Origin of the sequence: Rudaea cellulosilytica DSM 22992 (genome assembly GCF_000378125.1) — a bacterium.
GTDB classification, from domain to species: domain Bacteria; phylum Pseudomonadota; class Gammaproteobacteria; order Xanthomonadales; family Rhodanobacteraceae; genus Rudaea; species Rudaea cellulosilytica.
This window is the reverse complement of the sequence record NZ_KB899243.1, coordinates 130,323-153,792: the sequence shown is the minus strand read 5'-3', so window position 1 is coordinate 153,792 and position 23,470 is coordinate 130,323. Positions and strand designations below refer to the sequence as shown.

Annotated in this window: 23 protein-coding genes and 1 tRNA gene; 9 read left to right on the top strand and 15 right to left on the bottom strand. The window is 65.1% G+C overall.

The features are described 5' to 3' along the window. Positions 1–33: 33 nt before the first annotated feature. The 3 genes from F455_RS0115175 to F455_RS0115160 form a co-directional block, all read right to left on the bottom strand. A complete protein-coding gene (locus tag F455_RS0115175; RefSeq protein WP_018974166.1) occupies positions 34–852 on the bottom strand; it encodes a mechanosensitive ion channel family protein in 819 nt (272 codons plus the stop codon). A 117-nt stretch (positions 853–969) separates the two neighbouring features. After that, complete coding sequence (gene ypfJ / locus F455_RS0115165; protein ID WP_018974164.1) at positions 970–1,881, bottom strand: KPN_02809 family neutral zinc metallopeptidase; 912 nt, start codon at positions 1,879–1,881, stop codon at positions 970–972. A gap of 83 nt (positions 1,882–1,964) precedes the next feature. Beyond that, complete coding sequence (locus F455_RS0115160) at positions 1,965–2,348, bottom strand: hypothetical protein (RefSeq protein WP_018974163.1); 384 nt, start codon at positions 2,346–2,348, stop codon at positions 1,965–1,967. A gap of 369 nt (positions 2,349–2,717) precedes the next feature. Here F455_RS0115160 and purT point away from each other — a divergent pair, with 369 nt between their 5' ends. Continuing rightward, positions 2,718–3,935, top strand: a complete 1,218-nt coding sequence (purT, locus tag F455_RS0115155) for a formate-dependent phosphoribosylglycinamide formyltransferase (protein WP_018974162.1) — start codon at positions 2,718–2,720, stop codon at positions 3,933–3,935. A gap of 36 nt (positions 3,936–3,971) precedes the next feature. Here the strand turns inward: purT and F455_RS0115150 are convergent, their stop codons facing one another. From F455_RS0115150 to F455_RS0115100, 10 genes are all read right to left on the bottom strand, one after another. Then, positions 3,972–4,718, bottom strand: a complete 747-nt coding sequence (locus tag F455_RS0115150) for an N-acetylmuramoyl-L-alanine amidase (RefSeq protein ID WP_018974161.1) — start codon at positions 4,716–4,718, stop codon at positions 3,972–3,974. Between the two features lie 327 nt (positions 4,719–5,045). Beyond that, positions 5,046–5,621: a hypothetical protein gene (locus F455_RS0115140; RefSeq protein WP_018974159.1), complete on the bottom strand. Its 576-nt coding sequence runs from the start codon at positions 5,619–5,621 to the stop codon at positions 5,046–5,048. Positions 5,622–5,815: 194 nt separating this feature from the next. Then, positions 5,816–5,902, bottom strand: a tRNA-Leu gene (locus F455_RS0115135). Positions 5,903–5,970: 68 nt separating this feature from the next. Continuing rightward, entirely contained in the window at positions 5,971–6,549 is a 579-nt protein-coding gene (locus F455_RS0115130) for a cysteine dioxygenase family protein (RefSeq protein ID WP_018974158.1), read from the bottom strand. 91 nt (positions 6,550–6,640) lie between these two features. After that, complete coding sequence (metX, locus tag F455_RS0115125; RefSeq protein ID WP_018974157.1) at positions 6,641–7,759, bottom strand: homoserine O-acetyltransferase MetX; 1,119 nt, start codon at positions 7,757–7,759, stop codon at positions 6,641–6,643. Positions 7,760–7,852: 93 nt separating this feature from the next. Beyond that, the gene (ccmI, locus tag F455_RS0115120; RefSeq protein WP_018974156.1) at positions 7,853–9,100 is read right to left on the bottom strand and encodes a c-type cytochrome biogenesis protein CcmI; all 1,248 of its coding nucleotides are present in this window, start codon (positions 9,098–9,100) and stop codon (positions 7,853–7,855) included. Further along, complete coding sequence (locus F455_RS21065) at positions 9,097–9,558, bottom strand: cytochrome c-type biogenesis protein (RefSeq protein ID WP_018974155.1); 462 nt, start codon at positions 9,556–9,558, stop codon at positions 9,097–9,099. The genes ccmI and F455_RS21065 overlap by 4 nt, the downstream gene beginning before the upstream one ends. Continuing rightward, entirely contained in the window at positions 9,555–10,097 is a 543-nt protein-coding gene (locus F455_RS0115110) for a DsbE family thiol:disulfide interchange protein (RefSeq protein ID WP_018974154.1), read from the bottom strand. The genes F455_RS21065 and F455_RS0115110 overlap by 4 nt, the downstream gene beginning before the upstream one ends. Then, the gene (locus F455_RS0115105; RefSeq protein WP_018974153.1) at positions 10,094–12,076 is read right to left on the bottom strand and encodes a heme lyase CcmF/NrfE family subunit; all 1,983 of its coding nucleotides are present in this window, start codon (positions 12,074–12,076) and stop codon (positions 10,094–10,096) included. The genes F455_RS0115110 and F455_RS0115105 overlap by 4 nt, the downstream gene beginning before the upstream one ends. A gap of 132 nt (positions 12,077–12,208) precedes the next feature. Beyond that, a complete protein-coding gene (locus F455_RS0115100; RefSeq protein WP_018974152.1) occupies positions 12,209–12,565 on the bottom strand; it encodes a high-potential iron-sulfur protein in 357 nt (118 codons plus the stop codon). Positions 12,566–12,860: 295 nt separating this feature from the next. On the opposite strand from F455_RS0115100, the gene F455_RS0115095 reads away from it, so the two are divergent. Continuing rightward, on the top strand, positions 12,861–13,886 hold the full coding sequence (locus F455_RS0115095) for an aldo/keto reductase (protein ID WP_026293422.1): 1,026 nt from the start codon (positions 12,861–12,863) through the stop codon (positions 13,884–13,886). Positions 13,887–13,976: 90 nt separating this feature from the next. On the opposite strand, the gene F455_RS0115090 is transcribed toward F455_RS0115095, so the two are convergent. Both F455_RS0115090 and F455_RS0115085 read right to left on the bottom strand, forming a co-directional pair. Further along, on the bottom strand, positions 13,977–14,318 hold the full coding sequence (locus F455_RS0115090) for a PsiF family protein (RefSeq protein WP_018974150.1): 342 nt from the start codon (positions 14,316–14,318) through the stop codon (positions 13,977–13,979). A 175-nt stretch (positions 14,319–14,493) separates the two neighbouring features. Then, positions 14,494–15,996, bottom strand: a complete 1,503-nt coding sequence (locus F455_RS0115085) for an aminotransferase class III-fold pyridoxal phosphate-dependent enzyme (RefSeq protein WP_018974149.1) — start codon at positions 15,994–15,996, stop codon at positions 14,494–14,496. 261 nt (positions 15,997–16,257) lie between these two features. On the opposite strand from F455_RS0115085, the gene F455_RS0115080 reads away from it, so the two are divergent. The 7 genes from F455_RS0115080 to F455_RS0115050 all read left to right on the top strand — a co-directional run bounded on the left by F455_RS0115080 (position 16,258) and on the right by F455_RS0115050 (position 23,440). Beyond that, positions 16,258–17,154, top strand: coding sequence for an ABC transporter ATP-binding protein (locus F455_RS0115080; protein ID WP_018974148.1), 897 nt, complete (start codon positions 16,258–16,260; stop codon positions 17,152–17,154). After that, complete coding sequence (locus tag F455_RS0115075) at positions 17,154–17,936, top strand: ABC transporter permease (protein WP_018974147.1); 783 nt, start codon at positions 17,154–17,156, stop codon at positions 17,934–17,936. Before F455_RS0115080 ends, F455_RS0115075 begins: the two co-directional genes overlap by 1 nt. A 69-nt stretch (positions 17,937–18,005) precedes the next feature. Continuing rightward, the gene (locus F455_RS23270) at positions 18,006–18,176 is read left to right on the top strand and encodes a LiaI-LiaF-like domain-containing protein (RefSeq protein ID WP_018974146.1); all 171 of its coding nucleotides are present in this window, start codon (positions 18,006–18,008) and stop codon (positions 18,174–18,176) included. Positions 18,177–18,198: 22 nt separating this feature from the next. Continuing rightward, positions 18,199–19,377 carry a sensor histidine kinase gene (locus F455_RS0115065; protein WP_018974145.1) on the top strand — a complete coding sequence of 393 codons (1,179 nt, stop codon included), beginning with the start codon at positions 18,199–18,201 and terminating at the stop codon, positions 19,375–19,377. Positions 19,378–19,424: 47 nt separating this feature from the next. Then, positions 19,425–20,027, top strand: coding sequence for a response regulator transcription factor (locus F455_RS0115060; RefSeq protein WP_026293420.1), 603 nt, complete (start codon positions 19,425–19,427; stop codon positions 20,025–20,027). 7 nt (positions 20,028–20,034) lie between these two features. After that, positions 20,035–21,252: a DUF3142 domain-containing protein gene (locus F455_RS0115055; protein ID WP_018974143.1), complete on the top strand. Its 1,218-nt coding sequence runs from the start codon at positions 20,035–20,037 to the stop codon at positions 21,250–21,252. Next, positions 21,239–23,440, top strand: a complete 2,202-nt coding sequence (locus F455_RS0115050; protein ID WP_026293419.1) for a hypothetical protein — start codon at positions 21,239–21,241, stop codon at positions 23,438–23,440. Before F455_RS0115055 ends, F455_RS0115050 begins: the two co-directional genes overlap by 14 nt. The last annotated feature ends 30 nt before the right edge of the window (positions 23,441–23,470 follow it).

The following is a 23,470-nucleotide window of genomic DNA, read 5'->3' as shown; positions in this document are numbered from 1 at the left end:
GACGTGGCGGCCGCCGCGACGCGGCCGCTCTGCTCAAGGCGCGATCGTGCGCACGGCCTGGCGCGTTTCCGGCGCCGGCCACGCAGCGGTCTTGGCGACCTCGGCAATGGCCTTGTTCGTGTCGAAGTAGACCTGCCAGTAATTGTCGTTGGTGCTGAAGGGACGCACAGTCAACACGGTGCCGAGCGGGGTGTGTTCGAGGATCTCGATGACCGGCGCCGGCGTGGCGAGAACGTTCTTCACCTGCAATACGGCGCCGCGCAGGCGCGCCTTCGCATCGTCGACGTCGACGCCGGCCGCGAGCAGGACGCTCAGGTCGACGCGGCGATAGGCGTTGGCCGAATAGTTGATGATGTTGTCGGAGAAAATCTTGTTGTTGCCGATGACGGCCTTGACGTTATCGCCCATGTCCAGCGTCGTGCCGAACAGGCCGATCTCGCGAACCGTGCCGCTGACGCCGCCCGCGGTGATCGCGTCGCCGACCTTGAACGGGCGCAGCGTGATCAGAAAGACACCGGCGGCGAAGTTCGCCAGCAGTCCCGACCAGGCCATGCCGATCGCGACGCCGGCGGCGGCGAGCAGCGCGGCGAACGAGGCAGTCTCGACGCCGAGCACCGAGAGCACGGCGATCGCAAGCAGCACCGTGAGCAGGCCCGAGATGACCGAGCCGGCGTAGCGTTGCAGAGTCGGATCGAGCTCCCGCCGGACGAGCACGCGTTGAGCGCCGGCGACGATCAGGCGAACGACCCAGCGGCCGACGATCCAGAGCGCGAGCGCGCCCAGAATCTTCCACGCGAGCGGGACCACATAGGTCGAAACGAGCGACTGCAGCTGTGCGGGATCGAAACTCATCGGTGCGGCTCCTTGTCGAGAACGATGGAAACGACGCGGCTTCCGTTGCGGAAGCCGCGCTGATCATGCGCAACGCGGTGTTTGCGGCGCGTTAAGCACGCGCCGACGCGAGTCGTTCTACAGCGACTGCGTGTTGAACGTGTTGCAGCTGTTGATATCGCCCGAGGCGAAGCCGGCCTTGAACCAGCGCTGGCGCTGTGCGGACGAGCCGTGCGTGAACGAATCCGGCACGGCGTAGCCGCGCGCCTGCTTCTGCAAGGTATCGTCGCCGACGGCGGACGCGGCATTGAGCGCCGAGTCGATATCGCCGGCCTGCAGCCAGTTGAGCTGCGCCTGCGAGCGGTTCGCCCAGACGCCGGCGAAGCAGTCGGCCTGCAGTTCCTGACGCACCGACAGGCCGCTGGCGCCGTCCATCGGCGTACCTTGACGGCGCGCCTGCTCGACCTTGTCCATGACTCCGATCAGGTTCTGCACATGGTGGCCGATCTCGTGCGCTATGACATAGGCGCGCGCGAAATCGCCCTGAGCGTGGAAGCGCGTATCCATTTCCTGGAAGAAACCCAAATCGAGATAGACCTGCTGGTCGCCCGGGCAATAGAACGGTCCCATCGCTTCCTGGCCGACGCCGCAGGCGGTCTGCGTGCGGCCGCGGTAGAGCACGAGCTTGGGCTGCGGATAGCGCTGGCCGCTGGCCTGGAAATATTGGCCCCAGACATCTTCCGTGCTGCCGAGCACGACCTTGACGAACTTCGTCTGCGGATCGTTGCTTGTCGCCTGCGCGCGCTGTGCGGGCGGCGCCGTCTGGCTGCTCGAGTCGAGCATCGATCCGCCGCCGCTGAGCAGCGACAGGATGTCGAGCGGATTTTTGCCGAACAGCAGGCTGACGACGACGATCAGAATGATGCCGCCGATGCCGATGTGGAAGCCGCCGAAACCGAGGCCGCCACCGCCACCACCGAAACCACCACCGCGGCCGCTGCCGTCATCCTCGACGACGTTGTCGCTTTCGCGCCCTTTCTGCCAATCCATACAGATCTCCCTGCCGTTTGCTGCGGATGCGCGAACGTTACTCGTCGCGCATCGCTGCCGCAAGAGCAGGCCGATTCGGCGCTCTACGGATAGCGCATCAGCACTCCGTTGCGCTGGTTCTGTCCACCCTTGCCGTCGGGATAGCGCGCCTCGAAGGCGAGCTTGCGCGGGCCGGCTACACGCAGGATCACTTCGCCCTGGGACAGGCGTTCGCAGAGGTTGTCACCGCTTTCCGGCTTGAAGTGCAGCGACCACGCGTCGGTACCTTGCGCGGAGTAGGTACCGTCGCGCAGCCGACAGGTGCGGCCGGTATCAAGTTCGAGCGAGGTGCCTTGCTGGTCGATCGCGCCGAGCGACAGGGTCGTCTTGTCTGCGTCGCGTTGTCCCTCGACCTGGGTACGGCCAACCCACTGCCCATGCGGGTCGACTGCTTCGGCATGCGCGACGCCGGCGAACAAGGCAAACATCGATGCAATGGCAAGCGGTATGCGAGACTTTGATTGACGGGTGAACATGGCTCCTCCGGTGGCGTGGAAACATGGACGATCGGGACTCGACATGCGCCTTCGTTGTGCTTCGTGCGCGGCGCAGACGGATGATTCCGCACGCGCGCGCTGCACGCATCTGCAGGAAGTCATCCGCGTATACGATGCGCAAAAGTAGAAATCGGTCGCGGCTGTGCCGGAAGTCATGCGCGTCGGCCTGGATGTGCCGACGACGGCCGGCCGCTCCGTCAAAAAGTGCGACCTGTCGGCGATCGCCGAGGCTGCCTTAGCTGCACCGGCGGCGCCCTCGATGCGAGATAATGTCGCATCGTCCATCGCCAGGAAAAAGCAATGCCGTCACGTCCCCCCGTAGTCCTCGGCACGCCGCTGTCCACAGCCGCCGTGCGCGTCATGCTGCTCGGCTCGGGGGAACTCGGCAAGGAAGTGCTGATCGCGTTGCAGCGCCTCGGCGTCGAGACGATCGCGGTTGATCGCTACACGCATGCGCCGGGGCAGCAGGTCGCGCACCACGCGCGCACGATCGCGATGGACGATCCGGCGCAGCTGCGCGCGCTGATCGAGGCGGAGAAGCCGGACATCGTCGTGCCCGAGATTGAGGCGATCGCGACGCCGGTGCTCGAAGAACTCGAAGCGACGGGCATCGTGCGCGTGATCCCGACTGCGCGCGCTGCGCGCCTGACGATGGATCGCGAGGGCATCCGCCGCCTTGCTGCGGAAACGCTGGGCCTGCCGACCAGCCCTTACAAGTTCTGTGATTCCTTGGCTGAACTGCAAGAAGCCATCGATGGCGGCATCGGCTACCCCTGCATCGTCAAGCCGGTGATGAGCTCGTCGGGCAAGGGACAAAGCAAGATCGACGGTCCCGGCGACGTAAAGAAGGCTTGGGACTATGCGATGGCCGGTGGCCGCGTCAATCGTGGTCGCGTCATCGTCGAGGGCTTCATCGATTTCGACTACGAGATCACTTTGCTCACCGTGCGTGCGCGTGGCGCAGGCGGTGAAATCGAAACTCAGTTCTGCACGCCGATCGGACACGTGCAGGTCGCCGGCGACTATGTCGAAAGCTGGCAGCCGCATGCGATGTCTGCACTCGCGCTCGCACGTGCGCAGGAAGTCGCAAAGAAGGTGACCGACGATCTCGGTGGCCAGGGCGTGTTCGGTGTCGAGTTGTTCGTCAAGGGCGACGAGGTCTGGTTCAGCGAGGTCAGCCCGCGCCCGCACGACACAGGCATGGTCACGATGATCACGCAATGGCAGAGCGAATTCGAGCTGCATGCGCGCGCGATCCTCGGCCTGCCGGTGAACACGCGGCTCAAGTCACCCGGAGCGTCGGCGGTGATCTATGGCGGTGTCGAAGGCAACGCGCTTGCATTCGACGGCGTCGCCGAGGCGCTGACTGTGCCGAACACGGATCTGCGCCTGTTCGGCAAGCCGGAGAGTTTCATCAAGCGGCGCATGGGCGTCGCCCTCGCGTTCGCCGACGACGTCGAAACCGCGCGACGCAACGCGAAGTTGTCGGCGGGCAAGGTGAAGCCGCGGCACGCGTAGGTTGGGTTGAGCGCAGCGAAACCCAACGCGAGAACGTCAACGATCTTTCGTCAGCGCGTATAGGATGCGCTCGTCTATGTCATCGAGCGCGTCGCCTTCGCCGCTGCGGAAGTGGTTGTGGAAAGCATGCAGTGCCGCGGCGCGGTCGTCGAGCGCATAGCCGATTTGGGCGAGCGCGGCCCAGGCATCGAAGCCCGCTGGCGGCGTGACAAGCTCGCCGCGCGGCCAGCGGCCGTAGCCGGCGTCGGCGAGGCGCTTCCACGGAAACAGCGGACCCGGATCGATCTTGCGCGTCGGCGCCACGTCCTCGTGGCCGACGACCTGCGTGCGCGGAATGCTCAAACGTTCGGTCAAGTCGGCCAGCAGCACGAGCAGACTGTCGATCTGCGTCGTTGCGAATGGCGAGGCGCCGTCATTGTCGAGTTCGATCCCGATCGAGGCCGAGTTCGGATCGGTGATCGTGCCCCAGCGTCCGGGGCCGGCATGCCAGGCACGCGCCTCGTCGGCAACGAGCTGGTAGATGCGGCCGTCGGCGCCGATGAGGTAATGCGCGCTGACTGGACCTTGGCTGTTCTGGCTGCGCAGCGTGTCGAGGCTTTCCTGCACTGAGTGCTGCTCGGTGTAGTGCACGACGATTAGCATCGCCTTGCGCGCGTTGTAGTTCGGCGACGGTACCCAGGTCGCGAGTGGGTTGTGCTTCGGCGCCGCGGCGCAGGCCGCGAGGAGCAGTGCGCAGACGGTCGCAGCTGCTAGGCGGAATACGTTCGTGGGCAAGGAACGCATGGGAGTGGAGAGCGCGAGATAAATGGAAAGCGGCCCGTGGGGCCGCTTGTTCGTATCAGTGGCGCGGTGGAGGGAATCGCGAACATAGGCAGAATGGGCAATTCCCACGTCAATCATGCCAACTTACTCACAAAGTTACTCGCAACCCCGTTCGACCCATGCGCCGTAGCCTACCATGTCAATCAGAATCCGGCAGTTAGGCGCCTTGGCCAACTCGCGGTAGTCGAGGAGGACTTGCCCAGCGAGCAGCCGCTCGGTGCTCCCGTCGAACGTCATCCCGGCGGGCCACTATCACGGGATGATCGACGGCGGTTTACTGATCGAGATTTAGCGAGCCAGATGGCCGATGCGCTGCACGCGGATCTGCGTGAGGATCGCGGAGCTGCCGACGGTTCTGTTGGGAATACCGTTGAGCGAGATCAAGTTCACGCCCGTATTCACCAACGAGATCAAGTTCTGATCGAGCGGAGCTTGGACGAGGTACTCGAAGCTTACAACACTAGTTGTCACAGCCTGAGTGTACCGCAGCGCACCGACGGCTGTAGTCGGAGCGAGCCCGTTGACGAGTAGGGTCACTGACGCGCCCTCGCTCGGGTTGAGCACCCAAGACATCAAATAGGTGCCGCGTGGTACCAGCAAGCCGACTCGCGTCGGCTCGTCGACATAGGTTACGCCGACAGGCGGCACGGTTGGCATAGGAAATGGCAGACTGCCGCCCGGCTGTACGATCGGTAGCGGTGCTCCCGCAGAGGTGAATGTGCGGATGAATTCACCGTAGACCGCGGAGTTTTCTTTGGAAGCTTTGGCCGAGTCCTCCTGTTCATCAGAGGAGAAACTAGGAGGGGCCGCTTCGGCCGGCGTGAGAGCGATTAGCAAAATAGCGATGGGAATGAGGACTCTCATAGTCGTCAACCTTAGCACGTGAGAACTCGGTCGACACGAGTTACTCACGGTGCTACCCACAGAAAACGCGGGCTGCAACGAAATCGAATGGGACGCACGCGGATGGTCGGGCAACAAAAAACCCGCTAAGTGGCGGGTTTGGTTGGACTTTATTAGTCCCGTTCTGTTTCGTTGTATCCCGCTCTATTTGGGGATGGTGCCGGTGGAGGGAATCGAACCCACACTCTGTTGCCAGAAACGGATTTTGAGTCCGTCGCGTCTACCAATTCCGCCACACCGGCATCGATGAGGTCGCGAAGTATAAGTCAAATCGCGGCGAGCTGGCCACGTCTGCGCTGTGGTTCCGCAATCAATGCATCGCGTCCAGGCTCAACACGCGCCGGTCGCGGCCGTACCACTCGTTTTCGATCGGACGGAACACCGAGCATTGGGTCATTGGCCCGCGGTAGATGTGCAGGGTGACGGCGAGCGAATCGGCGCTCGGGTTGCGGATCGTGTGGTATTCGTGCGGCGGGATCAGGCTGCCGGCCGAGCCGGGGCCGACATTCATCGTGCCGCGCGATTCGAAGCGATAGCGTTCGCCTTCCTGTTCGACGAGTTCGTACGGCGTGATTTCGAGCGAGCCGTGCCACACGCCCTCGACGCACCACATGCCGGCGTGGTCGTGTATGAGCGTGCCCTGGCCGGGGCCCCAGGTCATCGCGATGACGCTGTAGCCGAGTTCCTCGCTGCGATAGAGCTCGCGGCGCGCGTAGTGGTCCTTCACTTCCTCGAAGATGCAGCGCGGCAGTTTCACCGACGGATCGCGGATCAATTCGCACAGTGTCGTGCGCAGCGCGTTGGCGATGTCGGCGTCGCGGTCGTGGTCGACGGCGCGGTCAAGGCGCTCGACCAGGTGTTGGGAGCCGGGGAAATCGAGTGCAAGCATAGGATTTTATTGAAAATTTCGGCGTGTTGACCGCTTTGCGGTTGCGTGCTCGTGGATCGTATCAGCGACGGTTATATGGATATAACCAATTCTACAGCTTCGCGAGAAATCCCGCGATGGCCGCGCCGAAGCGAGAGATGTCGACGAGGAAGGCGTCATGGCCCTGCGGCGAATCCAGCGCGACGAAATCGACCTGCGCGCCGGCTGAGCGCAGGCCGTTGGCGATTTCCTCCTGCTGCGAGAGCGGGAACAAAATGTCGGTGGTCACGCCGATGACGAGCGCGCGCTCGATGTGGATCTTCCATAATGCGGCGGCGACATCGCCGTGGCCGTGTGCATCGGGCGCGTGTTCGCCGACATCAAACCAGTCGCTCGCGCGGGAAAGATAGAGATAACAGTTCGGATCAAAACTGCGAACGAATCGTTTCGCGTGTCCGGCGAGATAGGACTCGACCTGGAACTCGACGCCGAATGGATCATCGTCGGCACGCGCCTCGTGATCCAGGCGGATGCGCGCGAAGCGGCCCACCCATTCCATCGCCGAGCGGTAAGTGATCACGCCAAGCTTGCGCGCCATCGACATGCCGGTCTCGGGATAGTGCGCGTCGTCGTAGTTGCCTTGGTTGAAGTTCGGGTCGAGCCGGATCGCCTCGCGCTGCAGCGAGCGGATGGCTATGGCGAACGGCTGCGCCTGCGGCGCGGTGGAGATGCTGATGTGCGCGCGCACGCTGTCGGGGTGCTCGACGAGGTAGCCGAGCGCGCTCATGCCGCCCATCGAATTGCCGATCAGGCAGGCGAGCTTGTCGATGCCGAGGCCGCGCGCCAGCTCGAACGCGGAGTTACCGACGTCCTCGAGCGTCAGTTCGGGGAAATCGAGTTTGTATACTTTGCCCGTTTGTGGATTGATGGACGCGGGCCCGGTCGAGCCCTTGCAACTGCCGAGCGAATTGACGCAGATCACGAACCAGCGATTCGTGTCGATATGCTTGCCGGGACCGATCATGTCTTCCCACCAACCGGGCGAAGGATCGGCTGCGTTCGATGCCGCGTGCGCACCGGGCGAGAGACCGGTGAGGATCAGAATCGCGTTGTCGCGCGCTGCGTTGAGCGCACCCCAGGTTTCATAGGCGAGCTGCGCCGCGACGAGTTCGCCGCCGCGGCGCATCGGAAACGGCGAGGGCAGGGGGAAATACTGGCGTGCGTCGGACATGCGTAGGTATGAGCAGATCGAGGATGCGGCCGCGCGAGCTTATATTGCGCCCACCGTTGCGCCAAGGTTCCGCGAACATCGGTCGTGCCGGAATCAGGGCACGGCTTGGTCTATCGTCAACTCCACCGGTTCGGAGCGCGAGTTCGGCAGCGGTGCCGACAGCGCCTGCAGGTCTCCGCTCTGTGCGATCGCCTGCCCGGACTTCGAGATGCGCGCGCCTATCACGATCTGCGCGAAGGCGGAAAGGTTCATGTTCGGCATCATGCTCATCGCATCGGTCAAGGTGACGCTTGCCGGTAACTGGGCTGCGGTGAGCTTGGCGATCGCCAGCGGCATGGGCGGGCCGCTCGCGGCCTTGGCGAAGACGAACAGCGTGTCGCCCGGTGCGACCTTGTCCTTGAGGCGAGGATCGAGTGCGACCGTTACGAGGATGCGCGGACCGCTGGTAGCGGCCGCCTGAGCCTCGTTCGCGCCGGCTTCGGCAGCGGCAGCCGCTTTGGATGTTTCCGCTGGGGGCTGGGCGGAAGGCGCAGGCAGCGGCTTGCCGTCGCGCAATGCCTCTGCCTGCGCAATTTGTTCCCGTACCGAGTCGGCCACATTCGAACCCGGCGGCAGCAGGGGCAGCAACGTATTCCACTTCTTCACCGCCTCGGCGTACTTGCCCGCCTGCGAGTCGGCGATGCCGGCCAGCCACAGCCCTTTCTGGTTCTGCGGATTCGTCTGGATCGCCTTCTCGATCAAATCGAGCGCGTCGCCCTGGATGCGATGGTCCGAGCTGGAGAGCACGAGCGTTTCGGCGTATTCGACCATCAAGTCGGCGTCGTCCGGCAGCAGATCGTGAGCGCGCTTGAGTGCGTCGCGCGCGTCGGCAAAACGCCGCGTCGACTTGTACGCGCGGCCAAGCAGGGCCCAGCCTTCCGCGTTGTCCGGATCCTGCTTCATCTTTTCGGCGAGTTGCGCGATTGCGGCTTCGATGTCGGTGCCGTCACCCGGTCGCGCGACGAGGTTGGCCGGGTCGAGCGCTCGTGGCGCACCGAGTTGCCAATAGAGCAGGATCGCCGCAGCCGGCAGCAGCAACGCAACGGCTAAGGCGACGGCAAAACCCGTGCGCGTGCGTGCAGGCGCGGACGCAGGTGCCGTCTGGGCGAGCGCGGCGCACTTCGCCGCGTACTCCGCGTCGGTGAGGATGCCGTCTGCATGCGCCGCTTCCAGCGCCTTGCGCCTGCGCCGCGCTTCATTCTGCGCATCGTCGCCGACGCGCGTACGCAACAGCGGCACGAGCACGAAGGCGAGCGCCGCGATAAGCATCAGCGCGGCGAAGATCAGGAAGGCGGAGGTCACCAGTCGTCGTCCCGGTTGTCGTTGGGCGTGCCGCGCGCGAGGGCTTCGCTAACGGCGGCGCGCGCGCGCCGGCGCAGGATGCGCACAAGCGCGATCGCACCGAGCGCGACGAGCGCGAACGGCGTAAACCAGAGCAGCCAGGTGCCCGGTTTCAGCGGCGGATCGTAGAGCACGAAATCGTTGTAGCGCGCGACGAGGAAGTCCTTGATCTCGGCATCGCTTTTGCCCGCGCGCATCATCTCGAACACCTGCTTGCGCAAGTCCTTGGCGAGGTCGGCGTCGGAATCGGCGAGATCCTGGTTCTGACAGACCAGGCAACGCAGCTGGCGCGCGAGATTCTGGAAGCGCACTTCCTCGGCGCGATCTTTGAACGGCAGCGGATCGATCGCGTGCGCGGTGCTGCCGAACAGCGCGCCGGCCAGCATCATCGTGACGATGCAAAGCACGCGACGCATCATGGTTTGGCCTGTCGCAGCTTGGCCAACTCGGGCAGCAGCTCGCGCTCGATCAGTTCCGGGGTGAACATGCCGATGCGCTTGTAGCGGATCACGCCTTGCGCATCGACGAGAAAACTCTCCGGCGCCATGTACACGCCGAAGTCGATGCCGGTGCGGCCGTCCGCGTCGCTGACGATCGCATCGTAGGGATCGCCGAAACGGGCGAGCCAGCGCTTCGAGTCCTCGGGCGGATCCTTCCATGCCATGCCGATCAGTTTGATCCCGAGCGGCTTGACCTTTTCGGTCAGAATCGGATGTTCGTACTGACAGGTGGCGCACCACGAGCCGAACACGTTGACGAGATATGGCTTGCCGAGCAGGTCGGCTTTGGAAAGCGACTTTGTGGAATCGTATAAAAGTGGAAGAGTAAACTCCGGTGCCGGCTTGCCGATCAGCGGCGACGGCACCTCGTTGGTTTCATGCTTCGTGTTCCACCACATGCCGAAGCCGAGCAGTCCGACCAGGGCGAAGAAGCCGAGCAGAGGCAGCAGGCGGTTCATTGCGCGAGCGCCGTTGCGGTCACGGGCGGTGCCGGTGCGGCCGCCGGCGCGTCGATGCGCGCGGGCAGTGCGCGAAAACGCCGGTCGGTCGCGGCGACGAAACCGCCGAGCATCATCAACAGGCCGCCGAGCCAGATCCAGCGCACGAACGGCTTGACGTAGATGCGCACGGCCCAGGCGCCCTTGTCATCGAGCGATTCGCCCAGCGCGACATAGACATCACGGAACAGGCCCGGCTCGATATCGGCTTTAGTTTGTACCGGCGTGTTGCCGGAGTATTGGCGCTTCTGCGGATTGAGCGTGCTGATGACTTTGCCGTCACGGAACACCTCGATCACGCCTTGTTCGGCGCGGAAGTTCGGTCCCTGTGCCGCTGTGACGCCATTGAATTTGAAGTCGAGGCCGGCGATGTGTTTGGTCTCGCCCGGCGCCATGCGCACGTCGGATTCCACGCTCGTCGCCTCGGTAACGAGCACGCCGGCGAGGAAGATCGCGACGCCGAAATGCGCTGCGATCATGCCGAGCATTTCCGGCGTGTAGCGGCGTCCACGCGGCGCCTCGCGCCAGCGCTTGAGCGCGTACAGCGCGATGCCGGCACCGACCCACAAGCTCGCCGCGACGCCGGCGATGCCGCGCAGAGACAGGTCACCGACGAGCAGCCGGGCGATCAGCGCGCAAAAGATAGCCAATGCAAGCGCGGGTGCGAGCGCGCGCAATGTTGTGCGCCAATCGCCCGCCGCCCAACGGAAGAACGGTCCGAACGGAATCAGCAGCACGACCGGCAGCATCAGCAGGACGAACATGAAGCCGAAGTACGGCGGGCCGACCGAGATACGGCCGACGCCGAGCGCATCGCCGATCAGCGGATACAGCGTGCCGAGCAGCACCATCGCCGCGGCGCAAGCGAACAACAGGTTGTTGATCAGCAGCAGCGTTTCGCGCGACAGCATCTGGAAGGGCCGTCCGCCGGCGACCTTCGGCGCGCGCAGCGCATAGATCGACAGCGAGCCGCCGACGACGATCGTGAGGAAGGCGAGGATGAACAGGCCGCGCTTCGGGTCGCTCGCGAATGCATGCACGCTGGTCAACACGCCCGAGCGCACGAGGAATGTGCCGAGCAGCGACAGCGAGAAGGCGAAGATCGACAGCAGCAGCGTCCACGCGCGGAACGAGCCGCGTTTCTCGGTCACCGCTTGCGAATGAATCAGCGCCGTACCGACCAGCCATGGCATGAACGAAGCGTTCTCGACCGGGTCCCAGAACCACCAGCCGCCCCAGCCGAGCACGTAGTAGGCCCACCAGCTGCCGAGCGTGATGCCGAGCGTGAGGAAGGCCCAGGCAACGTTGGTCCACGGTCGCGCCCAGCGAATCCAGGCGACGTCGAGTTCGCCGCCGAGCAGCGCGGCGATCGCGAACGCGAAAGCCACAGAGAAACCGACGTAGCCCATGTAGAGCATCGGCGGGTGCATGATCAGACCCGGGTCCTGCAGGATCGGGTTGAGATCGGCACCGTCGGCCAGCGCCGGCAGGTGGCGCGCGAACGGGTTCGAAGTGAAGATCGTGAACGCGAGGAAGCCGAGCGAGACGAAGCCGAGCACGCCGAGCACGCGCGCGATGAACGCATCGGGCAGGCGTCGACTGAACGCGGCGAGCGCAAGCGTCCATACGTCGAGGATCAGCACCCAGAGCAACAGAGAGCCTTCATGCGCACCCCACACTGCCGAGAAACGGTAGTACCAGGGCAGAGTGAGATTGGAATTTTGTGCGACGTACTTGACCGAGAAGTCCTGGGACAGGAACGCGTAGGTCAGCACGCCGAATGCGAGCGCGACGAAGACAAACTGGCCGGTGGCGATCGGTCGTGCCGTCGCGATCAGTGCCGCGCTGCCGCGCCAGGCGCCAAGCAACGGCAGCACGCATTGCGCGAGCGCAAGTAGGAGCGCGAGGATCAGCGCGAATTGGCCGAGTTCGGGGAGCATGCGGAGCGGAGAAAACCGTGCTTTTTGCGAGGCGCTAGATTACGCGAGTCGCGTGCCGGATGCGAGAAAGCAGACGGCCTTCCCCCCTGGTGCGGAGAAGGCCGTCGCGAGGGCGCGATGAAACGAGCGCGATCAGGCTTTCTTGGCGTGCGCGGAGCACCAGCCCTTGGCGTTGACGGCCTTGCCCGGGAACAACTGGCAGCCGCCCCAGGCCGCGGCGCCGCCCTGGTAGAAATTGCAGTTTGCGCAGGTGTTGCCCGCGGTATAGGTCGGGAATTTGGCCTTGTCGGCCTTGGTCGCGTCCTCGACGTAGCCGAGCGTTTGCGCGGTCGCATCGGTCGGCGAGAGGTGAGGCAAATCGTCCGCGCGCGCCTGGCGCGGCAATACGCTGGCGAGAGCGACGGCACCGATCGCGGTGCTCGCGCCGACAAAGAAACGGCGGCGGCTCTCGTCGGCCCCGGAAATATTCGATGCATCGGTCTTCTTCATGAGGTCACCTTTGCTGGCTGTGGAAATGCTGGCTATGGAGATGGTTCGTTAGTGCTGTCGGCTAGGATGCCGACAAGCGGCGATAGCCTGAATCGAACCATCGTCCAGTGTACGCGCAACGCCGTGCATGATGAAGTCGCTGCTGCGGTTATGTGGCAGTTTGTCGCGCTGTGTTCGGGCGAGGCCGGACAAGGAGCGCTGCATGACAAATCGTTAATTCGACCGTTCAGCGATTGAATTCCGCGTGATCGTGCCCGATGGAAACCAATTCCCCACGATCATTTGGAGATTCAAGATGGAATATCGGCGATTAGGTGCATCGGGCTTCAGCGTTCCGGCGCTGAGTTTCGGCACCGGCACGTTCGGCGGCAAGGGCGAATTGTTCAGCGCCTGGGGCAATACCGACGTGAAGGAAGCGAAGCGGTTGATCGACCTCTGCCTCGACCATGGCGTGACCATGTTCGACACGGCCGACGTGTACTCGCGCGGTGCCTCCGAATCGATCCTTGGCGCGGCGCTCAAGGGCAAGCGCGACAAGGCGATTCTCTCGACCAAGGCGACGTTCCGCTTCGGCGACGATCCGAATGCCGTCGGCTCCTCGCGTTTTCATTTGATCAAGACCGTCGACGAGCAACTCGCCCGGCTCGGCAGCGACCATATCGACCTGTTCCAGTTGCACGGTTTCGATGCGCAGACGCCGATCGAGGAGGTGCTGTACACGCTCGACACGCTCGTGCGCGCGGGCAAGATCCGCTACACGGGCGTATCGAATTTCTCGGGCTGGCAGCTGATGAAGTCGCTCGCAGTTGCGGATAAGTACGGATATCCGCGCCATGTCGCCAACCAGACCTATTATTCGCTGATCGGTCGCGACTACGAGTGGGAACTGATGCCTCTCGGCGTCGACCAGGGCGTCGGCGCGATCATATGGAGTCCGCTCGGCTGGGGCCGTCTCACCGGCAAGCTGCGCCGCGGCGCCAAACTGCCGAAGACGAGTCGGCTGCACAAGACCGCAGATTTCGGGCCGCCGGTCGACGACGAGTATTTGTATCGTGTGGTCGATGCGCTCGACGAGGTTGCCAAGGAAACCGGCAAGAGCATTGCGCAGATCGCGCTCAACTGGCTGCTGCAGCGACCCACCGTTTCGAGCGTGATCATCGGCGCGCGCAATGAGGAGCAGCTCAAGCAGAACCTCGGCGCCGTTGGCTGGAATCTGACCCAGGAGCAGGTCGCGAGGCTCGATGCGGCCAGCGCAAAGACGTTTGCCTATCCGTATTGGCACCAGCAGGGCTTTGCCGAGCGCAATCCGTTTCCGGTGTGATCATCTGCGGGTCGGGACACAAAAAACCGGGCGCGAGGCCCGGTTTTTTTGCGCCTGAGTTTGGCCGCTCGTCAGGAACGACGGATGAATTCAGTGCGCCGGCGCGGCTGCCGCAGCGTCGCCCTTGAGGCAACTGCTCATGAATGTCTTGCGCTCGTCGCCCTTGAGCTCCTTGGCCTTCGGGTCGGCGTTGCAGGCCTTCATCTTTTCCTGCTGCGTCATCGGCTTGGCCGGCGCGGCGGGGGCGGCGGCAGTCGATTCGCCTTTGAGGCAGGAACTCATGAACGCCTTGCGCTCGTCGCCCTTGAGCGTCTTCGCCTTCGGGTCGGCGTTGCAGGATTTCATGCGTTCCTGCTGTGGCGTGAGCTGCTTCTCCGCGGCGAAGGCGGATCCGGAAGCGAGCACGGCGGCGAAAGCGAAAGCGGCGAACATGGCTGTTGCGGTTTTCATGGCTGTCTCCAGTGGCGTGGCCGGCCTCATGCCGGATCGGCGGCTAGTTTACGCCGGTTGCCATGGCCGGAAACAGCCGCATTGCGCGGCTTTGTGTAGGAATTCATCCCTTTGGCAGCGTCGGGGCTCGATGAGTCGAGCCCCATGCATCGGACCCCTACGCGGCTGCGTTCACGCTTTGCCGCGACCCGTGCAGCAGCGCCTGGCGCACGCCGGCGACGACGAGGTCGGCCTCGGCGCTCGACACCGCGAAATGCGGGGTGAAACGCAGCGAATTGGTGCCGCCGTGAATCACGCCGACGCCGTGCTCGCGCAGCCATTCCTCGGTGCTGCCCGCGCCGTAGCATTTGAATTGCGGCGCAAGCTCGCACGAGAACAGCAGGCCGGTGCCCTGCACCTTGGTGATCAGGCCGGGCAGTTCCTTCTGCAGCTTCTGCAGCTTGTCGATGAATTCGGCGCCGCGCACGCGCACGTTGGCGCGCAGCTCCGGCGTGATCGAGGCGAGCACGGCGCAGGCCGTGTCGAGTGCGCGCGGGTTGGCGGTCATCGTGTTGCCGTAGATGCCGGTCCGGTACAGCGCGGCCGCGCGTGCGTTCACGGCGAGCACCGACAGCGGATACTGGCCGGCACTGAGCGCCTTCGAATACGTCTCCATGTCCGGCGCGTCGAGCTTCTCGAAGCCGGGATAGTCGACCACAGAGAGCACGCCGTGCGCACGCAGGCCGGCCTGGATCGAGTCGACCATGAACAGCGTGCCGTGCGCGCGCGTGAGTTCGCGCGCCGCGGCGTAGAACTCCGGCGTTACCGCGCGGCCCGGATCGCCTTCGCCCATGACCGGCTCGAGCAGCATCGCTTCGATGAACCAGCCGTTCTTCTCGGCGTCGGCGAACGCGGCGCGCAACTGGTCGACGTTGTACGGCTCGACCGTGATCAGACTCTTCTCATCGCGGAAGCTGGCAAGGTTCTGCGCATAGGCCTTGCGCGAGGAATCCGAATAGATCGCCGGGCGATCGGTGCGGCCGTGGAACGCGCCCTTGACCGCGAGGCGCTTGATCGTCTTGCCGGCGTGCTTGCCGTTCGCGTCGGTCGCGAGCTTGGCATTGACGTCGGCGATGCGCAGGGCGAGGCCGACCGCTTCCGAACCGGAATTGAGGCAGAGGAAGTTCGAATACGGAGCTTCTTGCGTGGCGCGCGTATGGCCGATTTCCTGTTTGATCGCGTTGGCGAAGCGCAGCTGCGACAGGTTCGGCGTCATGATGTTGGCCATCACCTGCGGCTTGGCCAGCGCGTCGAGCACGGCCTGCGGCGTGTGGCCGAGGCCGAGCATGCCGTAGCCGCCGACGTCGTAAATAACACCTCCCTTGAGTGTGACGATCCACGGTCCGCGCGCGGCAAGTGCGACGTAGGGGTTGATCGCGTCGACGGCGTAGAAGTTGACGTAGTCGGCCTGCACGCGCGCGAGCTGCTCGGCTTCGTCGAGCTTGAGCAGGTCGGGCATTTCGTTCTTGAGCTGGGTGAACAGCACATGCGCCGCGTCGATCGCAACGGCGAGGTCGCGGTCTTCCTGTGCGAAGCGTTCGACCGTCGCGTCGTCCAGACCGTGCGTGCGGATCGCGCCGCCGAAGCTGCGCAGTTCGTTGAGTTGGGTGATGGACGACATGACTCTCTCCCTCTGGAATTTCGGAAATACGAACGGCGCCAAGGAACGGCGCCAAGTGACCAATAGGCAAACAATTGCTGATTGTGGGACGCATGATAGAACCGCGATTTGGTATGGCCGAGTGCCAGTGCCAAGTGGGTTTGATGGGGCCAATTCGGCGCTGACGGACATGACGCTCGTCACCCCGCATGGCTGATATCCCTGACTGTCCGCCATCGCGACGCGCGGCCGAGAATTCACCTATCGCAACAGGAGCCAGGCATGAATTCCTTACCCTATCCCGTCGCCCGACTGGCCAATGCCGTCAAACGCTACGGCCAGACGCAGGCGCTGGCCGGGGTCGATCTTGAAGTCCATCGCGGCGAAGTTCTCGCCCTGCTCGGGCCGAACGGCGCCGGCAAGACCACGGCGATCTCGCTGCTGGTCGGCCTGCAGCAGGCGGACACCGGCAGCGCCTCGCTGTTCGATTCGGCACCGAACGCGTTGGCCGCGCGCCGCCGCATCGGCGCGATGCTGCAGGCGACCTCGCTGCCGGAAACGCTGACCGTCGGCGAGCTGATCGACCTGTTCCGCAACTACTACGCGCGCCCGCGCACGGTCGCCGACGTAGTCGCCCTGGCCGGCATCGATGATTTGCTCGACTGTCGCTATGCGAAGCTTTCCGGCGGCCAGCAGCGCCGCGCCCAGTTCGCGCTCGCGATCTGCGGGCGCGCGGAACTGCTGTTCCTCGATGAGCCGACCACCGGCCTCGACATCGACGCGCGCGAAACGATGTGGAGTGCGATCCGCCAGCTCGTCGCCGAGGGTTGCGCGGTCGTGCTGACCACGCATTATCTGGAAGAAGCCGAAGCGTTGGCCGATCGCGTCGTCGTGCTCGCACAGGGCCGCATCGTCGCGCAGGGCACGGTCGCCGAGATTCGCGCGCGCGTCGCTTCGCGACGCATTCGCTGCGTCACCACGCTCGCTGATGCCGCGATTGCGCTTTGGCCCGAGGTGCGCAGCGTCGCACGCGACGGTGGGCGCGTCGAAATCGTCACCGATGCGGCCGAGATGGTGGTGCGCCAGCTCCTGTTCGAGGATGCGCAACTCAGCGAGCTCGAAGTGCGCCGCGCGGGACTCGCCGAAGCGTTTGTCGAAATCACCAAGGAAGCTGCGTGATGAACGCGACCCTTGCCGCATCGTCCGCATCGGATCCCGCCTCGTTCCACGCCTGGCGCGCCTATGCGCTCGAGGCCAAATACGAATTCCTGCGCGTGCTGCGCACACCCGCGTTCGCGATCCCGTCGTTATTGTTTCCGCCGCTGTTCTACCTGCTGTTCGGCGTGCTGCTCAACCGCGGCAACAGCGCGGCGGCGCATTACCTGTTCGCCACCTACAGCGTATTCGGCGTGATGGCGCCCGGGCTGTTCGGTTTCGGCGTCGCGGTCGCAATCGAGCGCGAGCGCGGCTGGCTCGCGCTGAAGCGCGTCGCGCCGATGCCGCCAGGTGCCTATCTCGTGGCGAAGATGCTCATGGCGATGGCCTTCGCCCTGATCATCTACGCGATGCTGGCGACGATGGCGGCTACGCTCGGCGGCGTGCGTCTCGATATCGCGCAATGGTTCGCGCTTGGCCTGATCGCGACGTTCGGCGTGCTGCCGTTCTGCGCGCTGGGTTTGCTGGTCGGCAGCCGCGCCAACGCGGCCGCGTCGCCGGCGATCGTCAACTTCATCTACCTGCCGATGGCGTTCCTGTCCGGGTTGTGGATGCCGCTGAGCATGCTGCCGCAGTTCATCCGCGATGTCGCCGTGTTCTGGCCGCCGTATCATCTCGCCCAGCTTGCGCTTGCGGCGATCGGGCGCGAGCATGCGGGCGGCGCATTCGGTCATCTTGGGTTTCTGGCGATATTCACGATCGTCTGCTTCGCGATCGCGCGGCGCTGGCTGGCGCGGACGGCATGAAGCCGACTAGGCGCGCGTATGTCTTGGGTGGGCGATGCGACAATGCGTTCGTCAGAGGAGGAGTACGGCATGCAATCGGCAAACAGAACCACGGGCGCGATTCTGATCGGACTTGGAATCTTCTTTCTGCTCGTCAACTTCGGCCTGATCCCCGGCATCGCTCACCTTGTCCGGCAATGGTGGCCGCTGATTCTGATCGCGGTCGGCGTGCAGCGCTGGCTGGCATCGTCGAAGGGCTGAAGCGGCGCTGCCGCACGCAATCATGATCTTCGATTACATCAAGCCGGGCGACGATTCCCTACTGACCGACTATGCACATAGCATCGGCGCGAAGCGCACGGTGCACTGGCTGCCGCTGCTGATGCTGGTGTGGACGTTCTGGATCTTCGCCACGCCGATATTCCAGACCGGTGACAGTTTCCCGAATTGGCTATGGCCGACGCTGGCCAGCTTCGCCGTGTTCCTGTGGCTGTTCTTCCGCGTCTACTATCGCGACCGCAGGCAGGTGATCTGGTGTGCGCTCGGCATGGTCGCGCTCGGTTTCGCGGTCACCCCGGTCAACCCGGGAGCGCAGGGCTACATCATCTACGGCTGTGCTTACCTGGTGTTTTCGGGCAGCACGCGCGTCGCCGTGCGCAACATGCTTTGCGTGCTCGTGCTGTATTCGTTCGAGTGGATCGTGTTGCTCCACTTCTACTGGGTCTATTTGCTCAGCGCAGTGTTGGTCGCGCTCGCCGTCGCCTTCATGAACATCAATTTCCTGCGCAAGCAGGAACGCGAGGCCGAACTGCGCCTGAGCCACGACGAGGTGCGCCGGTTGGCGACAACCGCCGAGCGCGAGCGCATCGGCCGCGACCTGCACGACCTGCTCGGCCATACCCTGTCGCTGATCGCGCTCAAGTCCGAGCTGGCGAACAAGCTGTTCGACCGCGATGCCGCATCGGCCAAGCGCGAGATGGCCGACGTCGAACGCATCGCGCGCGATGCACTCGCCCAGGTGCGGCGCGCGGTCACCGGCATCCGTGCCGCGGGACTCGCCGCCGAGCTCGCTTCGGCCAAGCTGTTGCTGCAGTCGAACGGCGTGCATCTGGAGTGCGAGATCGCAGACGTCTGCCTGCCGGTCGAGGTCGAGACTGCGCTGGCGATGAGCCTGCGCGAGGCGGTGACCAACATCCAGCGCCACGCGCGCGCGGCGCATGTGCGCATCGTGCTCGAGGCGGCAAGGCAGGCAGTGACCCTGCGTGTCGAGGACGACGGCCGCGGCGGCGCGATCGTGCCCGGCAACGGGCTTGCCGGCATGCGCGAGCGCCTCGCTGCGATCGGCGCACAGCTGCAGGTCGATTCGCAGCGCGGACGGGGTACAGTGCTGAAGGTGACCGCGCCGTTGCCGCTGAGCGCCGGTGCGGAATCCGAGCCCGCCGCCGCGCTGCGGCGCGCGTAGAATCCGCCGGCGTTTCGATTTTCTCCCGTAGCTTCCCGTTTGCAGAAATGATCCGAGTTCTCCTCGCCGAAGACCAAGCCATGGTGCGCGGTGCCTTGTCCGCGCTGCTGCGGCTCGAATCCGACCTCGACGTCATTGGCAGCGCGGCGGATGGCGAGGAGGCATGGCAGCTCATCCAGCGCGACGTGCCCGACGTCGTCGTCACCGACATCGAAATGCCGCGCCTGACCGGATTGGAGCTCGCCCAGCGCATCCGCGAGCGCGGGCTCGAGTGCAAGGTCGTCATCGTCACCACGTTCGCGCGCCCGGGCTTCCTGCGCCGCGCGCTCGACGCGGGCGTCAGCGGTTACCTGCTCAAGGATGCGCCCGCCGACCAGCTTGCGGACGCCTTGCGCAAGGTGCATCGCGGCGGCCGCGCGATCGATCCGCAGCTCGCGCTCGAGGCTTGGAGCGAAGCCGATCCGCTCAACGATCGCGAGCGTCAGGTACTGCGCCTCGCCGGCGAAGGTGCCTCGGCCGGCGACATCGCCGAACAACTGCATCTGTCGCAAGGCACCGTACGCAACTACCTTTCCGAAGCGATCGGCAAGCTCGGCGTCGCCAATCGCATCGAGGCGTATCGATTGGCGCGGCAGAAGGGCTGGTTGTAACCAACGAATGCGTGTTCCAGCCTGGCTGACATGCGCCGTTCTCGCCATTACACAGTCGGCGTGCACGCCGCAGCCGGCGTCTCCTCTCGACCACGAGGCTTACATTTGGCAACGCCAATGGACGCCCGCGATCGCCACGTCACTCGACGCGATGCGCGGCGATTTCAACGGCTGGCGCGTGCTCGCGGCCGAGTCGACGACAGCGGGCGAGCTGGTCGATGCGTCGCCGCGACTCGATCTGCTCGCGCGCGGCGCCAAACCGGTGATCGCCGTGCTGCGCCTTAACGGCAGCCGGCCGCCGCCGTCGGCCGATCGCATCGCCCAACGCGTCGAAAAAGTTGTCGAAGCGTGGCGCGCAGCAGGCGTGTCGGTTTCCGGCATCGAGATTGATCACGACTGCGCGACTGCGCGACTTGACGCTTACGCCGACCTGCTCGCGTCGTTGCGCACGCACCTGCCGGCCGGTCTGAAACTCTCGATCACCGCGCTGCCGACCTGGATCGGCGTGCCGGTGTTGGCGCGCGTGCTCGCCCAGGTCGACGCATCGGTGCTGCAGGTCCACGCGATCACGGCACCTCGCATGGGTGCAGGCGAGTCCGGCCTGTTCGACCCCGCGCAGGCGCAACGCTGGATCGACGCTTACGCCGGCGCTGCACACCAACCGTTCCGTGTCGCCTTGCCGGCGTACGGCTTGCGCGTCGGCTTCGGCGACGATGGCGCGGCGATCACAGTGGAAGGCGAGATGCCACGCGCGATCGAGGCGGAGCACGCGCGCGAATTGCGTGCCGATCCTGTCGCGGTCTCGGAGTTGCTGCAGGCGCTTGCGCGCGCGCATCCGGCGTCGTTCGCCGGTATCGTCTGGTTTCGCTTGCCAAGCGAAGATGACAGGCGCGCATGGAGCATTGCCACGCTGCATGCCGTGATCGCTGGTACCGAATTGAAATCCGATTTCGGCGTGCGTACGCAGGCCGCGATCGACGGCGCCGCCGACATCGTGCTCGCCAATCGCGGCACGCTCGACGCGTCGCCGCCGGCGGTGATCGAAGTTGCCGGGAAGGAATGCGCCGCAGCGGACGCGCTGGACGGATTCCGTGTGGAGAAGTCGGCTGCAGGCTGGCGGTTTTTTTCGACGACCGATGCGATACTGCGGGCAGGGCATGAGCGCCGCATCGGCTGGGCGCGCTGCACATCGATCGACAGGGACTCCGTGAATGAACATCCGTAGCAGCTTGCTTGGCACGGCACTCGCCGCAGCTTTGCCTTTGTCAGCCTTGGCCTGCGGGCCGGACTTCCCGGCCGAACTGCTGCGCGATCGCGCCTGGACCCTGGACAAGCTGCCCGAAGGCGCGTTTGTGTTCGAAGCGGCGCATCTCGTTCCGGTGCCGGCGTTCAAGGCAGTCGACGACGTCGAGGAGTACGTCGACGGCCAGTCGCGTTCGTTGCGCGAGCGCATCGAGCGCGACTGGTTCGGCGTCCAGTACGAACGCGTTGCCGCGGCGCGCGCAGCGAACGATGCGGCCGCGGCCTACGTCGCGGCCAACGGCCTGCCCGAAGAGGCGCGGCGTTATCTCGCCGGCACGGTGGCGTGGGCCAAGCACGATGTCGCCGAAGCGCAGCGCCGCTTCCAGGGCGTGCTCGAATTGCCGGCCGGTGAGCGTGCCCGCTATGGCTTGTGGGCGCAATACATGCTCGCGAAGATCGCCGACCACGATGCGCCGGCGCTGCATGCCGCGTTGCGTGAGGAAGTGGCCAAGGGTGCAAGTGATCCGTACGGGCTTGCCGTGGCGAGCCTCGGCGAGGACGCGCGCCAGCGCCTGCAGGCGGGAGATGATGCAGCGGCCATCGCGCTGTACGCGCAACAGGCCGCCGCCGGTTCGAGGTCGGGACGCGACTCGCTGTTGCAGATTGCGCGCGCGACGATCAAGGATCCGACACGGCTCGACCGCGCGGTGCGCGACGACCTCGGTCAGCGCCTGATGACCGCCTACCTGTACACGCGCAGCGGCGAGTTGATCGACAACGAGATCGACGGCGAGAGCGCGCCCGCGGAAGTTGCGAAATCGAAGGCGGCAAATGATGCGCGCATGCAGCGCTTTCTCGACGCGGTCACGCACGCGGGCATCGATAAAGTCGCCGGCGCCGACCGCGTCGCCGCGCTGGCCTACCGCAGCGGCAAGTACGATCTCGCTGCGCAGCTCGCGCAGAAGGACACGAGCGGGCTGGCCTGGTGGGTGCGTGCCAAGCTCGCCTTGCGCGCCGGCAAGGCGGATGAGGCCGCGCAGGCCTACGCGCAAGCGGCGAAGGCGTTTCCGGCGAACGAGGAATGGGGCGAGAACCGCGATGCCGGCGAGTTCGGGCCCGAGACGATCAAGCCGCAGTGCCGCATCGAGGGCGAGCGCGGCACGCTGGCGCTGTCGCGCGGCGAATACCTCGCCGCGATGGAACATTTATACAATGCCGCATCGCTGTACTGGCCCGACGCGGCCTATGTCGCTGAGCGCGTGCTCAACGTCGACGAGCTGAAGTCGTTCGTCGACGCGCACGCGGGCAAGCCGGCAGCGAAGCCCGCGGCAGCCGAAGGCGAGGGCGGCTACGGCAATCCCGCGGAGCCCGCAAGCGCCTTGCGTACGCTTCTCGCGCGCCGCCTGCTGCGCGCCGAGCGCTACGACGACGCACTGGCCTATTTCGACGATGCGGAGCTGAAGAAGAAGGCGCTCGCGTATGTCGACGCGCGCCGCGCCGCGGGTTCGGGAGACCGCATCGAACAGGCCAAGGCGTGGTACGCCGCGGCGCGTTCGGCACGTTTCGACGGCATCGACCTGATCGGCTACGAACTCGATCCCGACTACCAGATCTATGCCGGCAGCTTCGATCTCGGCGGCGGCTGGAACGATGCCGACGCCGTTGCCGCCGCGAATGCGACCATCACACCCGGGTCGCCGCCGCCCGCGCGCAAGGACATTGTCGTGCCGAAGACGCTGGCCGGTCCCGACGAGGCCGCGCGCATCGCCGCGAGCCGTGCACAACCGCTCGAGCGTTTTCATTACCGCTACAACGCAGTCGATTTCGCCACGAAATCCGCCGATCTGCTGCCACCGCGCACGCAGGCGTTCGCCGCGGTGCTCTGCCACGCGACGGCATGGTTGATCGACCGCGATCCTCCGGTCGCCGGAAAACTCTACGCGCGCTACCTCAAGCAGGGCGCCTACGTGCCCTGGGGCGCAGATTTCGGCCGCACTTGTCCCGAGCCCGATTTCGCCGCTGCCGCCGCGCGCCTGCACGCCGAACGCGTGGCGTGGTGGAAGCACACGATTCGGCGCAGCGCGCCGTACGCGGCAATCGGCCTGATCTTGCTCGTGGCGGGATTGTGGTGGAAGTGGGGCAGGCGCAGGGCGCAAGGAAACCAGGCGTAAGCGGACAGCGGCAATTCATCTGCTTTTGCC